Annotated in this window: 13 protein-coding genes; all 13 read left to right on the top strand. The window is 61.7% G+C overall.

The features are described 5' to 3' along the window. Positions 1–116 precede the first annotated feature (116 nt). On the top strand, positions 117–4,157 hold the full coding sequence (locus OX460_RS17930; RefSeq protein ID WP_289899494.1) for a DUF3683 domain-containing protein: 4,041 nt from the start codon (positions 117–119) through the stop codon (positions 4,155–4,157). After that, complete coding sequence (locus OX460_RS17925) at positions 4,157–4,606, top strand: HIT family protein (RefSeq protein ID WP_289899493.1); 450 nt, start codon at positions 4,157–4,159, stop codon at positions 4,604–4,606. Before OX460_RS17930 ends, OX460_RS17925 begins: the two co-directional genes overlap by 1 nt. Positions 4,607–4,615: 9 nt before the next feature. Beyond that, the gene (locus tag OX460_RS17920) at positions 4,616–5,068 is read left to right on the top strand and encodes a DUF971 domain-containing protein (RefSeq protein WP_077398965.1); all 453 of its coding nucleotides are present in this window, start codon (positions 4,616–4,618) and stop codon (positions 5,066–5,068) included. Between the two features lie 215 nt (positions 5,069–5,283). Next, a complete protein-coding gene (locus tag OX460_RS17915; protein WP_289899492.1) occupies positions 5,284–5,628 on the top strand; it encodes a YciI family protein in 345 nt (114 codons plus the stop codon). Positions 5,629–5,630: 2 nt separating this feature from the next. After that, positions 5,631–6,872: a sigma-70 family RNA polymerase sigma factor gene (locus OX460_RS17910; protein WP_289899491.1), complete on the top strand. Its 1,242-nt coding sequence runs from the start codon at positions 5,631–5,633 to the stop codon at positions 6,870–6,872. Positions 6,873–6,901: 29 nt separating this feature from the next. After that, positions 6,902–7,636, top strand: a complete 735-nt coding sequence (gene ubiE / locus OX460_RS17905; protein ID WP_034753359.1) for a bifunctional demethylmenaquinone methyltransferase/2-methoxy-6-polyprenyl-1,4-benzoquinol methylase UbiE — start codon at positions 6,902–6,904, stop codon at positions 7,634–7,636. A gap of 42 nt (positions 7,637–7,678) precedes the next feature. Beyond that, the gene (locus OX460_RS17900) at positions 7,679–8,623 is read left to right on the top strand and encodes a Tim44-like domain-containing protein (RefSeq protein WP_289899490.1); all 945 of its coding nucleotides are present in this window, start codon (positions 7,679–7,681) and stop codon (positions 8,621–8,623) included. Positions 8,624–8,775: 152 nt separating this feature from the next. Beyond that, positions 8,776–9,414: an SCP2 sterol-binding domain-containing protein gene (locus tag OX460_RS17895; RefSeq protein ID WP_251349342.1), complete on the top strand. Its 639-nt coding sequence runs from the start codon at positions 8,776–8,778 to the stop codon at positions 9,412–9,414. Further along, complete coding sequence (ubiB, locus tag OX460_RS17890; protein WP_099665676.1) at positions 9,411–10,982, top strand: ubiquinone biosynthesis regulatory protein kinase UbiB; 1,572 nt, start codon at positions 9,411–9,413, stop codon at positions 10,980–10,982. Before OX460_RS17895 ends, ubiB begins: the two co-directional genes overlap by 4 nt. Before the next feature lie 19 nt (positions 10,983–11,001). Continuing rightward, complete coding sequence (locus tag OX460_RS17885) at positions 11,002–11,604, top strand: methyltransferase (RefSeq protein WP_289899489.1); 603 nt, start codon at positions 11,002–11,004, stop codon at positions 11,602–11,604. Between the two features lie 79 nt (positions 11,605–11,683). Beyond that, entirely contained in the window at positions 11,684–11,992 is a 309-nt protein-coding gene (locus OX460_RS17880) for an FmdB family zinc ribbon protein (protein WP_077398979.1), read from the top strand. Between the two features lie 40 nt (positions 11,993–12,032). Beyond that, entirely contained in the window at positions 12,033–12,674 is a 642-nt protein-coding gene (locus tag OX460_RS17875; RefSeq protein ID WP_077398981.1) for a DUF502 domain-containing protein, read from the top strand. 63 nt (positions 12,675–12,737) lie between these two features. Further along, complete coding sequence (aspS, locus tag OX460_RS17870; protein WP_180278639.1) at positions 12,738–14,540, top strand: aspartate--tRNA ligase; 1,803 nt, start codon at positions 12,738–12,740, stop codon at positions 14,538–14,540. The last annotated feature ends 12 nt before the right edge of the window (positions 14,541–14,552 follow it).

Genomic DNA, 14,552 nt, shown 5'->3' with positions numbered 1-14,552 from the left:
CTATGGTGACGGATGCGGTGCTTAAACCTTGGGCGGCATAAGGCTGTTCCCGCATGGTGCGGCGCAATAAGATAAAATGGGTCTTTAGGGTCCAGTCCACATCGTCACCACACTCCATGAACGCTCCCGCACATATCCAAGCTTTACTGGCAGAAACGCCGAATGGTCCCGCAGCAAGCCGCCTGCGCGAAATCCCGTATAACTACACGTCGTTTTCCGATCGCGAGATCGTCATACGCCTGTTGGGGGAGGACTCCTGGCGCCTGCTCGACGAGCTGCGCGGCGCCCGCCAGACGGGCCGTTCGGCCCGCATGCTGTACGAGGTGCTGGGCGACATCTGGGTCGTGCGCCGCAATCCCTACCTGCAGGATGACTTGCTCGACAATCCGAAGCGCCGCCAGGGCTTGATCGATGCCTTGCATCACCGCCTGGCCGAAGTCGACAAGCGCCGCCTGTCCATCGACGCGGCCGGCGGCGACGTGGCCGCGAGTGGCGAAGCGCCCGAAGTGGCGCAAGCGCGCAGCGCCAATGTGGAGCTGCTGCTGAAAGCGGCCAGCAAGGCCGTGGCCGACTTTGGCGACGAATTCCGCAAGACCTATGACTTGCGCAAGCGCACGGTCAAGGTGCTGGGACGCTATACGGAAAAGCACAATGTGCGCTTCGACGGCATGACGCGCGTGTCGCACGTGACGGACGCCACCGACTGGCGCGTGGAATACCCGTTCGTCGTGCTCACGCCCGACACGGAAGAGGAAATGGCCGGCCTGGTGAAGGGCTGTATCGAGCTGGGGCTGACCATCATCCCGCGCGGCGGCGGCACCGGCTACACGGGCGGCGCGATTCCCCTGACGCCGATGTCGGCCGTCATCAACACAGAAAAACTCATCACCCTGGGCGCCGTGGAAATGACGGTCTTGCCGGGCCTCACGCACGAATACGCGACCATCAATTCGGGCGCCGGCGTGATCACGAACAAGGTGTCGGAAGCGGCGGAAAAGGCTGGTTTCGTGTTTGCCGTCGACCCGACGTCGGCACACGCGTCTTGCATCGGCGGCAACGTCGCCATGAATGCGGGCGGCAAGAAAGCCGTGCTGTGGGGCACGGCGCTGGACAACCTGGCCTCGTGGCGCATGGTCGACCCGAACGGCGACTGGCTCGACGTCACGCGCCTCGACCATAACCTGGGCAAGATCCACGATATCGCACTGGCACGTTTCCAGCTGGAATGGCGTCACCCGAGCACGCGCGACGCGACGAAACCGAACGCGCCGTTCAAGACGGAAATCCTGGAAATTCCTGGCCGCAAGTTCCGCAAGGAAGGCCTGGGCAAGGATGTCACCGATAAATTCCTCGCCGGCTTGCCGGGTATCCAGAAGGAAGGCTGCGACGGCCTGATCACGTCGGCGCGCTGGATTCTGCACAAGATGCCGAAGTTCGCCCGCACCGTCTGCCTGGAATTCTTCGGCCAGGCGCGCGACGCGATCCCGTCGATCGTGGAAATCAAGGATTACCTCGACGGCTTGCCGGCGAAAGGCGAGCAATACACGACCATCCGCCTGGCGGGCCTGGAGCATCTGGACGAGCGCTACCTGCGCGCCGTCGGCTACGCCACCAAGTCGAAGCGGGGCGTGCTGCCGAAGATGGCCCTGTTTGGCGACATCGTCGGCGACGATGAAAATGCCGTCGCGCAAGCGGCGTCGGAAGTGGTGCGCATCGCCAACACCCGCGTGGGCGAAGGCTTTGTCGCCGTCAGTCCGGAAGCGCGCAAGAAATTCTGGCTCGACCGTGCTCGCACGGCGGCGATCGCCAAGCACACGAATGCGTTCAAGATCAATGAAGATGTCGTGATCCCGCTCAATCGCATGGGCGAATACACGGATGGTATCGAACGCATCAATATCGAGCTGTCGATCAAGAATAAACTGCAATTGGCCGAGGCCCTCAGCGAATTCTTTGGCAAGGGTAATTTGCCAGTAGGCAAGAGCGACGATGCGTCCGACGACCGGGTCGACGATGCGGAAATGCTGGGCGACCGCGCCGAGCAGGCGCAGCAGCTGTTGGCGCAAGTCACGGCACGCTGGACCTATCTGCTGGCCCAGCTGGACCGTCCGCTGGCGGACGTGAAGGGCGAATTGGCCGAACTGGGCATGGAGCGTTTGCTGCCCGTGTTCGATGCGCGTCTGGAAACGCAGCCCGACGCCACCCTGTTCGACGTGGTGCAGGACCGCACCGTGCGCATTACCTGGAAGCAAGAGATCCGCGCCCAGCTGCGCCAGATCTTCAACGGCGCCGCGTTCAAGCTGATCCTGGACGAGGCGACGGCGATTCATGCACGCATTCTGCGTAGCCGCGTGTTTGTCGCGCTGCACATGCATGCGGGCGATGGCAACGTGCACACGAACTTGCCCGTCAACTCGGACAATTACGAAATGCTGCAGGACGCCCACGAAGCCGTGGGCCGCATCATGATCCTGGCCCGCTCGCTCAATGGCGTGATTTCCGGCGAACACGGTATCGGCATCACCAAGCTGGAATTCCTGACGGAAGAAGAGATCGGCGAATTCCGCAGCTACAAGCAGCGCATCGATCCGGAAGGCCGTTTCAACAAGGGTAAATTGCTGAACCTGCCGGGCATGGGCGCCGACTTGCGCAATGCCTACACGCCATCGTTCGGCCTGATGGGGCATGAGTCCTTGATCATGCAGCAAAGCGATATCGGCGCCATCGCCGACAGCGTCAAGGATTGCTTGCGTTGCGGCAAGTGCAAACCCGTGTGCTCGACCCACGTGCCGCGCGCCAATTTGCTGTACTCGCCGCGCGACAAGATCTTGGCGACCTCGTCCCTGATCGAAGCCTTCCTGTACGAAGAACAGACGCGCCGCGGTATTTCCATCAAGCATTGGGAAGAGTTCGAGGACGTGGCCGACCACTGCACGGTCTGCCATAAATGCGTGACGCCTTGCCCCGTCAACATCGACTTTGGCGATGTGTCGATGAACATGCGCAATTTGCTGCGCAAGATGGACAAGAAGAGCTTTAATCCGGGCACCAAGGCCACGATGATGTTCCTCAACGCTACCGATCCCGTGACCATCAACGCCACGCGCAAGGTCATGATCGGCTGGGGTTACAAGGCGCAGCGCCTGGGCCATGACTTGCTGAAGAAATTTGCCAAGAAGCAAACCAAGGCGCCGCCGCCATCGACAGGCAAGCCGCCCGTCAAGGCGCAGGTGATTCATTTTATTAACAAAAAGATGCCGGGCAACCTGCCGAAGAAATCGGCACGCGCGCTGCTCGATATCGAAGACGATAAAGTCATCCCGATCATCCGCAATCCGAAGACGACGACGGCCGATACGGAAGCCGTGTTCTACTTCCCTGGTTGCGGTTCGGAACGTTTGTTCTCGCAAGTGGGCCTGGCTACGCAAGCGATGCTGTGGGAAGTGGGCGTGCAGACGGTCTTGCCGCCGGGCTATTTGTGCTGCGGTTATCCGCAACGGGGTGCGGGCGAGTTCGACAAGGCCGAGAAGATGATGACGGATAACCGCGTCCTGTTCCACCGCATGGCCAACACGCTCAATTACCTGGACATCAAGACGGTGCTCGTGTCGTGCGGCACTTGCTACGACCAGCTGGCCACGTATCAGTTTGAAAAGATTTTCCCTGGCTGCCGCATCATGGATATCCATGAGTATTTGCTGGAGAAAAACGTCAAGCTGGAAGGTGTCAACGGCACGCGCTATATGTACCACGAGCCATGCCACAATCCGATGAAGCTGCAGGAATCGGGCAAGACCATCAATTCCCTGATCAGCACGGTAGACAACGTGAAGATCGAGAAGAATGACCGTTGCTGCGGCGAATCGGGTTCGCTGGCCGTCACGCGCCCGGACATTTCCACGCAAGTGCGTTTCCGCAAGGAAGAAGAGATGGTCAAGGGCGCCGACAAGCTGCGCGGCGACGGTTTCACGGGCGACGTCAAAATCCTCACCAGCTGCCCGTCGTGCCTGCAAGGCTTGTCGCGCTACAATGACGATTCGGGCACGACGGCCGATTACATCGTCGTCGAGATCGCCAAACACTTGCTGGGAGAGAACTGGATGCCGGATTATGTGAAACGCGCCAATGACGGCGGCATCGAACGGGTGCTCGTGTGATGTCCACGAGTTGCGATCTGTGCAACTTGCTGGACGGCTACGCCAACAAGCAGGGTCTGGAGACCTTGCTGTGGCGCAGCGAACGCTTGTCCGTCGTGGCGGTCGACGACCCGAGCTACCCCGGCTTTTGCCGCGTGATCTGGAACAAACACGTGAAGGAAATGACGGATTTGACGCCGGGCGAGCGCAATTACGTCATGGAAGTCGTGTGGCAAGTCGAACTGGCCGTGCGGGAAGTGATGCAGCCGGAAAAGGTGAATGTCGCCAGTTTCGGCAACATGACGCCGCACGTGCACTGGCACGTGATTCCCCGCTACCGCGACGACGCGCATTTCCCGAACCCCAGCTGGGCGGTGATCCAGCGCGAAACGGCGCCCGAGGTGCTGGCCGCGCGCCGCGCCCTGCTGCCGGCCTTGCGCGACGCCATCCTTCAACGTTTATCCGCATAAAGTATTGTCATGACTGAAAAAGCAGCAACACCCCAACCCACCGGCTTGACCGTGCACAACCAGTCGCGCGTGCTCGACGTGGCGTTCGACGACGGCAGCGAATTTGCCTTGCCGTTCGAATACCTGCGTGTGTACTCGCCGTCGGCCGAAGTACAGGGCCATGGCAAGGGCCAGGAAACCTTGCAATTAGGTAAGCGTCTGGTCGGCATCACGGGTCTGGAGCCGGTCGGCAACTACGCCGTGCAGCCCACCTTCAGCGATGGCCACAATTCCGGCCTGTACACCTGGGCTTATCTGTACAAGCTGGGCGCTGAGCAAGCGACCCTGTGGCAAGCCTATCTGGACCAGCTGGCGGCAGCCGGCTACCCGGGCGACAGCGGCCGCGACGCCAAGGCGGACATGACGGTCAAGCAATCTTCCGGCGGTCATGTTCACGGACCCAGTTGCGGGCACAAGCATTAAAACACCTGAAAAATCTACTGCGCGTCGCCATTTGCGGCCGCCGATGCTCACTGTGCTCAAGCACAGCTCCGCTTCTCGGCCACAACTTGCTTCCGCTCGCTACGGTTTTTTAGGTGTTTAGAAAAAATAATGCGGTAATCTTGTCGGATTGCCGCCGCCCCGTTCGTCGTATGGATGCCCGCGCTTGCGGGCATTTTTCTTTTGGAGAAGAGACTATGGAATACATGATCCTGATCTACGCCGACGAGGCGTGCTATGAAACGATGCCGGAAGGCCAGATGGCCAGCCTGATGGCCGACTTTGCCAGCTATACGCAGGACCTGGAAGCGGCGGGCGTGATGCGCGGCGGCGCCGAGCTGGCGCCTGTGCGCAGCGCCACCAGCGTGCGTGTGCAAAACGGCAAGCCTGTCATCACGGATGGGCCGTTCGCGGAAACCAAGGAGCAGCTGGGCGGCTATTACCTGCTGGACTGCGCCCACCTGGACGAGGCGCTGGCCTGGGCCGGGCGTTGCCCGGCGGCTTCCCTGGGCACCATCGAAGTGCGGCCTGTCACGGCATAAACATGGCCGGTGACGCCATTGCGGCCGTCGAACACGTCTTTCGCCAGGAAAAGGGCAGGGTGCTGGCCGGCCTGATGCGGCGTTTCGGCGACCTGGGCCTGGCGGAAGATGTGTTGCAGGAAGCGTGCCGCAAGGCGCTGGAACTGTGGCCGCAGGCGGGCATCCCATCTAATCCCGCGGCCTGGCTCAGCTCGGTGGCGCGCAACGCGGGCCTCGATCACGTGCGCCGCGCGGGCAAGAGCGTCAGCGAGGCCGAGGCCGTGCTGTCCTGCCTGCCGGCGGCCATGCTTGATGAAACGCAAGCCATCGAGGACGACCGTCTGCGCCTGCTGTTCATCTGCTGCCATCCCGCGCTGGCGCCCGAGGCGCAGGTGGCGCTGGCCTTGCGCACCCTGTGTGGCTTGTCCACGGGCGAGATCGCGCGTGCCTTCGGCTTGGCGGAAGCTGCCCTGTCGCAGCGGCTCTTGCGCGCCAGGCGCAAGATCGCCGAAGCGCGCATCCCTTTCGAGTTGCCGCCGGCCCAGGATTGGCCGCAACGGCTGGCGCAAGTGCAGCATGTCATCTATCTGGTGTTTAGCGAAGGCTATTGCGCCAGCGGCGGCGATAGCCTGCTGCGCGCCGACCTGTGCGCGGAAGCGTTGCGCCTGGGGCGGCTGCTCGACAGCCTGCAGCCCGGCCAGCCGGAAGTACAGGGGCTATTGGCCTTGCTGCTGCTGCAGGCGTCGCGCGGCCCGGCCCGCCTCTCGCCCGCAGGCTGTTTGCTGACACTGGAAGAGCAGGATCGTCGCCTGTGGGATGACGCCCTGATTGCCGAGGGACTGGCGCTGCTGGAACTGGCCTTGCCGGCGCGCGCGCCGGGCCCATACCAGTTGCAGGCGGCCATTGCCGCCTTGCACGCCAAGGCCGTCACGGCCAGCCAGACGGACTGGCGCCAGATCAGCGCCCTGTATGGCGCCTTGTTGCGGCACAAGCCGGAACCATTGATCTTGCTCAATGCCGTGATCGCCTGCGCGATGGCGCATGGCGCAGAGCACGGCCTGGCGTGGCTCGAACGCCTGGAAGCCGTGCCCAGCCTTGCCAATTCGCATTATCTGCACGCGGCCCGGGCCGACTTGCTGCGCCGCCAGGGCGACCGGCGGGGGGCGCTGGCGGCGTATGCCCGGGCGGCCATGCTGGCCGCGAATGCGGTGGAAAGGCAATACCTTCTCCGGCGTCACGGGGAAATGCGCCTGCCGCTTGTATAATGCTCCCAAGTTCAAACAGACTGCCTACCATGACCAATACGACCCATTTCGGATACAAAACAGTTGCAGAAGACGACAAAGTGCGCGAAGTCGCCAAGGTGTTCCATTCCGTCGCTGCCAAATACGACGTGATGAACGACTTGATGTCGGGCGGGCTGCACCGTCTGTGGAAGACGTTTACCATTGCCAACGCGGGTGTGCGTCCCGGTTTCAAGGTGCTCGACATCGCCGGCGGCACGGGCGACCTGTCGAAGGCATTCGCCAAGCAGGCGGGCCCTACCGGCGAAGTCTGGTTGACCGATATCAATGAATCGATGTTGCGCGTAGGCCGCGACCGCCTCTTGAATCGCGGCTTGCTCACCCCCACCTTGTTGTGTGACGCGGAAAAACTGCCATTCCCCGACAATTATTTCGACCGGGTCAGCGTGGCCTTTGGCTTGCGCAACATGACGCACAAGGATGTGGCGCTGGCGGAAATGCGCCGCGTGCTGAAACCGGGCGGCAAGTTGCTGGTGCTGGAGTTTTCCAAGGTGGCGGCGCCCCTGCAAAAGCCGTACGACCTGTATTCGTTCTCGGTTTTGCCGTGGTTCGGACAGAAAATCGCCGGCGACGCGGAAAGCTATCGCTACCTGGCAGAATCGATCCGCATGCATCCGGACCAGGAAACGCTGAAGACCATGATGGAAACGGCGGGCCTGGAGCGCGTGCAGTACTACAATTTGACGGCAGGCATTGCCGCTTTGCATACCGGCATCAAGATGTAACTCAAGCTGTAACTCACCAAGCCGGTGATTTTAGGAGATGGAATGAAATTGAAGAAATTTATGGTCGGCATGATGCTGGCCGCGACCACGGTATCCATGCTGGGCGAGGCGCTGGCCCGTCCCATGGGCGGTGGCCGTTCGTTTGGCCGCCAGTCGCAAAACGTGGGCCGCCAGGCGCCTGCGCCGGCACCAACCCCGGCGCCGGCCGCCGCGCCACGCCAGGCGCAACCTGCGCCAGCCCCCGCGCCGGCCCCTGCCGCCAAGGCACCGAGCCGCTGGAAGGGCTTGCTGGGCGGCGCCTTGCTGGGCCTGGGTCTGGGCGCGCTGCTGTCGCATTTCGGCCTGGGCGGCGCCCTGGCCAGCATGATCAGCACCCTGCTGATGGTGACCTTGCTGGCCGGCGTGGCGTTCTTCATCTACCGCATGGTACGTGGCAAACGCGACAATAATGCCGGCGGCAATGCGCCGTTTGCCGGTTTTGGCGGCAACCAGCCTGCGCCAGCGGGCAACGTGCCTGACATCGGTTCGCGCATCCCGCCGCTGCCGCCGCTGCAACCCGTCTCGTCCGGCGTAGGCCTGGACAAGCCGGTCCCGGCTGCCGCGCCATGGGGCGTACCAAGCGACTTCGACAAGGACGCCTTCCTGCGCCACGCGAAAAGCAATTTCATTCGCCTGCAAGCGGCCTGGGACAAGGCGGACGTCAACGATATCCGCGAATTCACGTCGCCGGAAGTGTATGCGGAACTGCGCATGCAAATCCAGGAACGGGGCGCGCAGCCAGACTTTACGGATGTCGTCACCATCGATGCCGAACTGCTGGGAATCGAAACGAGCGTCAACGACTACCTGGCCAGCGTAAAGTTCACGGGCCTGATCCGTTCGGCGCCGGGCGCCGCAGCGGAACCGTTCGCGGAAGTATGGAATATGTCGAAACCCGTCAGCGGCAATAGCGGCTGGGTTCTGGCAGGCATCCAGCAATTGAATTAATTGTAAAAACTTGCTGAATAATGGCTTAAGTCCATGCGGAATGCATGATGCTTGAGAGATATTTCCTGCTGAACTGGTAAGATCGAAACCGCCCACCTTGTTTGATGGGCGGTTTTTTCTTTTTGGGGGCGCGCGCGGCGCGCAGTATATAGATGGCACCACTTTCCGATCTCTCCCTGATGACGCCCGTCATCGCGACAATCAACCACTTGCTGGCGCAGGAGCCGTGGGCGCGCCAGCAACTGGCCGTGCACGCCGGCAAGCTGGCCTGCATCGACACGGGCGCCGTGGCCTTGCGCCTGCGCGTCGACAGCGCCGGCATGCTGGAGGCGGCGCCGGCCGACATGCCGGCCAACGTCACCATCCGCGTGAAATTGTCCGATGTGCCGCTGATCCTGCAAAACCGCGAGCGGGCGTTTTCCTACGTCAAGATCGAAGGCGATGCCGAGTTTGCCAATGCGATTTCCCAATTGAGCAAGGGCTTGCGCTGGGAAGCCGAGCACGACCTGGAAAAGGTCGTCGGCCCCATGCTGGCCACGCGCCTCGTGTCCGGCGCGAAGGATGCGGCCGCCTTTGTGCGCACGGGCCAGCAAAAGCTGGCGGAAAACGTGGCCGAATATTTTCTCGACGAACAGCCCATGCTGATCCGTCCTTCTACCCTGCAAGAGTATTCCGCTGGCGTGACGCGCGTGCGCGATGACGTCGAACGCCTGGCCAAGCGCCTTGCCCGGCTGGAAAAGGCGGTCGCCGCCGTCCAGCCGCAGCCCTCCTCACCGGATTTGTCTACATGATATTGAAATTCCTGCGCCTGTTTAAAATCATCCGTGTTTCCATCAAGTACGGCCTGGATGAGATAGCGATTTCTGGTCTGCAAGTTCCCCGCACCGCCAAATTGATCGACACCCTGATTTTCTGGCGCGACCTGTCGTCGCCACGGGGCTTGCGCCTGCGCCTGGCGCTGGAAGAGCTGGGCCCGATTTTCGTCAAATTCGGCCAGGTGCTGTCGACCCGGCGCGACCTGATGCCGCTCGACATCGCCGAAGAGCTGGCGCGCCTGCAAGACCGGGTGCCGCCGTTCGATTCCGACCTGGCCGTCGCGCAGATCACCAAGTCGCTGGGCGCGCACCCGGACCAGCTGTTTGCCCGCTTCGAGCGCGAACCGGTGGCGTCCGCCTCGATTGCCCAGGTGCACTTTGCCACCCTGAAAGATGGCCGCGAAGTGGCCGTGAAGGTCTTGCGTCCAGGCATGAAAAAGCTGATCGACGAAGACGTGGCCCTGATGCACATCGCCGCCGACTGGACCAGCCGCCTGTGGGCCGACAGCAAGCGCCTGAAACCCAAGGAAGTCGTGGGCGAGTTCGACAAATACCTGCACGACGAGCTGGACCTGATGCGCGAGGCGGCCAACGCCAGCCAGCTGCGCCGCAACTTCGCCAACTCGGACTTGCTGCTGGTGCCGGAAATGCACTGGGATTACTGTTCCAGCAGCGTCATCGTCATGGAGCGCATGTATGGCATTCCCGTGTCGCAGACGGAGCGCCTGGTGGCGGCCGGCGTGGATTTGCGCAAGCTCTCCAGCGATGGCGTGGAGATTTTCTTCACGCAAGTGTTCCGCGATGGCTTTTTCCATGCGGACATGCATCCGGGCAATATTCTCGTGTCGATCGCGCCCGAATCGTTCGGCCGCTACATCGCGCTGGACTTCGGCATCGTCGGTACCCTGAACGACTACGACAAGGATTATCTGTCGCAAAACTTCCTCGCCTTCTTCCGCCGCGATTACAAGCGCGTGGCCGAGGCGCATATCGAATCGGGCTGGGCGCCGAAGGATACGCGCGTCGATGAGCTGGAAGCGGCCGTGCGCGCCTGCTGCGAGCCCATCTTCGACCGTCCGCTGAAAGATATTTCCTTTGGGCAAGTGTTGCTGCGCCTGTTCCAGACCTCGCGCCGCTTCAATGTGGAAGTGCAGCCGCAACTGGTGCTGTTGCAAAAGACCCTGCTCAATATCGAGGGCCTGGGCCGCCAGCTGGACCCGGAACTGGACCTGTGGCAAACGGCCAAGCCTTACCTGGAAAAATGGATGAGCAACCAGGTGGGGCCGCAAGGCTTCATGGAGCGCCTGCGCGCGGAGGCGCCCCGCTATGCGCACATCTTCCCGCAACTGCCGCGCTTACTGCACCAGGCCTTGACGGTGCATGGCGAACCGCGCGAAAACGAGGTGGAACTGATGAAAACCTTGCTGGCGGAGCAACGCCAGACGAACCGCTTGCTGAGCTTTATCGTCTACTTCGTGGGCGCTTTCGCGCTCGGCGCACTGGGCTTGCAAGTGTTCATGCGCTGGCATCAACTGCCGTTTTAACTGGCTGAGGACGTAAGTGATGGCTGACTTCCACACCCGCGACCCGCTCTCGCCCGCCTTCTGGGACGAGCGTTTCGAGAAGCAATTCACGCCCTGGGACCACGGCGGCGTGCCCGCGCGCCTGCGCAGCTTCGTTGCCGGCAGCCCGGTGCCCCTGCGCTGCCTGATTCCCGGTTGTGGCTCGGCGTATGAGCTGGTCTTCATGCTGGAGCACGGCTGGGATGCCACGGCCATCGACTTTTCGCCCGGTGCCGTGGCGGCCGCGCGCATCCAGCTGGGTGAGCGGGCAGGGCGGGTGGTGGAAGCGGACTTCTTTGCCTGGGAACCCGATGTGCCGCTGGACCTGATCTATGAACGGGCTTTCCTGTGCGCCATGCCGCGCGCCATGTGGCCGCAAGTGGCGGCCCGCTGGGCGCAGCTGCTGGCGCCCGGTGCCATGCTGGCCGGCTACTTCTTCTTTGACGACAATGCCAAGGGGCCGCCGTTCGGCATATCGCGTGAGACACTGCAGGAATTGCTGGCGCCGCATTTCGATTGCCTGGCCGACGACGCCGTCGACGATTCCATCGCCGTCTTCGCCGGCAAGGAGCGCTGGATGAGCTGGCGCCGCCAGGCGGACTGAGGCGGGCGGGGCAATTTCCGCTGGCGACAAAGGAAAAGCTTTATAATTCAGGGTTTTTGATGATTTTCTCGGAGTAGAGATGCCGATTTACGCTTACCGTTGTGACGAGTGTGGTTTTGCCAAGGACGTCTTGCAAAAGATTTCCGATCCAGTACTGACGGTGTGCCTGTCGTGCGGCAAGCCCAGTTTCAAGAAGCAATTGACGGCCGCCGGTTTCCAATTGAAGGGCACCGGCTGGTACGCGACCGATTTCCGCGGCGGCACGGCGCCCACCACGGCCATTCCGACGGGCCCGGCCGATAACGCCAAACCCGCCCCGGCCGCCGAGAGCGCGCCTGCCGCGGCCCCTGCGCCCGCCCCGGCTGCCGCTGCGCCGAAAGCGGACTGAAAAGCGCGCCGCGCCGATACGATCCCTTACCGAGAAACCGATGCGTAAATACTTTATTACCGGATTACTGATTTTGGTGCCCCTGGCCATTACGGCCTGGGTCCTGAATCTGGTCATCAGCACGATGGACCAGTCGCTGTTGCTGGTGCCCGGCAGTACGCAGCCCAGCGTCTGGTTCGGCCGCCAGATTCCCGCGCTGAGCACCATTCCCGGCCTGGGCACGGTATTGACGGTACTGATCGTGTTCTTCACGGGCTTGCTGACGAATAACCTGGTCGGCAATTACGTGGTGAAACTGTGGGAAAAATTGCTGCAACGCATACCCATCGTCAATTCCCTGTATTCGAGCGTCAAGCAAGTGTCGGATACCCTGTTTTCCCCGTCGGGCAATGCCTTCCGCAAGGCCGTGCTGGTGCCGTATCCGCACCAGAACTCCTGGACCATCGCTTTCCTGACCGGTGTGCCGGGCGGCGATGCGGCGAACCACCTGGTGGGCGACTATGTCAGCGTGTACGTGCCGACGACGCCGAATCCGACATCGGGCTTTTTCCTGATGATGAAGCGCAGCGATGTCGTCGAACTCGACATGAGCGTCGATGCGGCGCTCAAATATATCGTCTCGATGGGCGTGGTGGCGCCTGCGGAAGTTGTTGCTGTACCGGCCCCGGCAGCCAAAGAATAAAGGCAGGCGTCCCATGCGGGACGTGGCCGGATTGAACACTCACTAACCTGAACTGAGAATTTTATGTCTATGCGTACTGAATACTGCGGCCTCGTTACCGAAGCCATGCTGGGACAAACCGTCAGCCTGTGCGGCTGGGTACATCGCCGCCGCGACCACGGCAGCCTGATTTTCATCGACTTGCGCGACCGTGAAGGCCTGGTGCAAATCGTCTGCAACCCGGAACAAGCGGAGATGTTCAAGGTCGCCGAAGCCGTGCGCAACGAATTCTGCCTGCGCGTGACGGGCGTCGTGACCAACCGTATCGAAGGCACGATCAACAACAACTTGAAATCGGGCAAGATCGAAGTGGTCTGCTCGGAGCTGGAAGTGCTGAACCCTTCCGTGCCCGTGCCGTTCCAGCTGGACGACGACAACCTGTCGGAAACGACGCGTCTGACACACCGCGTGCTGGACCTGCGCCGCCCGCAAATGCAAAACAACCTGCGCCTGCGCTACAAGGTGACGATGGAAGTGCGCAAGTACCTCGACGCGCTGGGCTTCATCGACATCGAAACGCCGATGCTGACCAAGTCGACGCCAGAAGGCGCGCGCGATTACCTGGTGCCGTCGCGCGTGAACGCGGGCAGCTTCTTTGCCTTGCCGCAATCGCCACAGTTGTTCAAGCAACTGTTGATGGTCGCCAACTTCGACCGTTATTACCAGATCACCAAGTGCTTCCGCGACGAAGACTTGCGCGCTGACCGCCAGCCTGAATTCACGCAGATCGATTGCGAAACCTCGTTCCTGACGGAACAGGAAATCCGCGACCTGTTCGAAGACATGATCCGCGTCGTCTTCAAGAACACGCTGAACATCGACTTGCCGAACCCGTTCCCGGTGATGGATTTCGCCGAAGCGATGGGCCTGTACGGCTCCGACAAGCCGGACATGCGCGTCAAGCTGGCCTTCACGGACTTGACCGAAGTCATGAAGTCGGTCGAATTCAAGGTCTTCAACGGCGCCGCCAACATGAAGGGCGGCCGCGTGGTAGCCCTGCGCGTACCGCAAGGCGGCAGCATGCCCCGTTCGGAAATCGACGCCTACACCCAGTTCGTCGCCATCTACGGCGCCAAGGGTTTGGCTTACATCAAGGTCAACGAGAAAGCCAAGGGTCCTGAAGGCTTGCAGTCGCCGATCGTCAAGTTCCTGCCTGCCGACGTGCTGGCCACGATCCTCGAGCAGACGGGCGCGCAAGACGGCGACCTGATCTTCTTCGGCGCGGACAAGGCCAAGGTCGTCAACGATGCCATCGGCGCGCTGCGCGTGAAAATCGGTCACAGCGAATTCGGCAAGAAAGCCGGCCTGTTCGAAGACGTGTGGAAGCCATTGTGGGTGGTCGACTTCCCGATGTTCGAGCACGACGAAGAAGCGGACCGCTGGACGGCGACCCACCACCCATTCACGGCGCCGAAAGACGGCCATGAAGACATGCTGGAAAGCGATCCGGGCGCCTGCATCGCCAAGGCCTACGACATGGTCTTGAACGGCTGGGAACTGGGTGGCGGTTCGATCCGTATCCACCGCGAAGAAGTGCAAAGCAAGGTCTTCCGCGCGTTGAAGATCGACGCCGAAGAAGCGCAGCTGAAATTCGGCTTCCTGCTCGACGCCCTGCAATACGGCGCGCCACCGCATGGCGGCCTGGCATTCGGCCTGGACCGTATCGTGACCATGATGACGGGTTCCGAATCGATCCGCGACGTGATCGCCTTCCCGAAAACCCAGCGCGCGCAAGATTTGCTGACCCATGCGCCGTCGGAAGTTGACGAGAAGCAACTGCGCGAACTGCACATCCGTTTGCGCAGCACCGAGCCAAAAGTAGTGTAATGAAGCATGCGG

It is taken from the genome of Janthinobacterium sp. SUN033, from assembly GCF_030397595.1.
GTDB lineage: Bacteria > Pseudomonadota > Gammaproteobacteria > Burkholderiales > Burkholderiaceae_D > Janthinobacterium > Janthinobacterium kumbetense.
The sequence above is the reverse complement of the archived record's forward strand: the minus strand, read 5'-3'. Positions and strand labels throughout refer to the sequence as shown.

Coding starts and splice junctions, on each gene's coding strand:
- OX460_RS17900 (WP_289899490.1), top strand. CDS start 7,679: ATGAAATTGAAGAAATTTATGGTCGGCATGATGCTGGCCGCGACCACG.
- OX460_RS17910 (WP_289899491.1), top strand. CDS start 5,631: ATGGCCGGTGACGCCATTGCGGCCGTCGAACACGTCTTTCGCCAGGAA.
- OX460_RS17875 (WP_077398981.1), top strand. CDS start 12,033: ATGCGTAAATACTTTATTACCGGATTACTGATTTTGGTGCCCCTGGCC.
- OX460_RS17925 (WP_289899493.1), top strand. CDS start 4,157: ATGTCCACGAGTTGCGATCTGTGCAACTTGCTGGACGGCTACGCCAAC.
- OX460_RS17880 (WP_077398979.1), top strand. CDS start 11,684: ATGCCGATTTACGCTTACCGTTGTGACGAGTGTGGTTTTGCCAAGGAC.
- OX460_RS17885 (WP_289899489.1), top strand. CDS start 11,002: ATGGCTGACTTCCACACCCGCGACCCGCTCTCGCCCGCCTTCTGGGAC.
- ubiE (WP_034753359.1), top strand. CDS start 6,902: ATGACCAATACGACCCATTTCGGATACAAAACAGTTGCAGAAGACGAC.
- ubiB (WP_099665676.1), top strand. CDS start 9,411: ATGATATTGAAATTCCTGCGCCTGTTTAAAATCATCCGTGTTTCCATC.
- OX460_RS17915 (WP_289899492.1), top strand. CDS start 5,284: ATGGAATACATGATCCTGATCTACGCCGACGAGGCGTGCTATGAAACG.
- OX460_RS17895 (WP_251349342.1), top strand. CDS start 8,776: ATGGCACCACTTTCCGATCTCTCCCTGATGACGCCCGTCATCGCGACA.
- aspS (WP_180278639.1), top strand. CDS start 12,738: ATGTCTATGCGTACTGAATACTGCGGCCTCGTTACCGAAGCCATGCTG.
- OX460_RS17930 (WP_289899494.1), top strand. CDS start 117: ATGAACGCTCCCGCACATATCCAAGCTTTACTGGCAGAAACGCCGAAT.
- OX460_RS17920 (WP_077398965.1), top strand. CDS start 4,616: ATGACTGAAAAAGCAGCAACACCCCAACCCACCGGCTTGACCGTGCAC.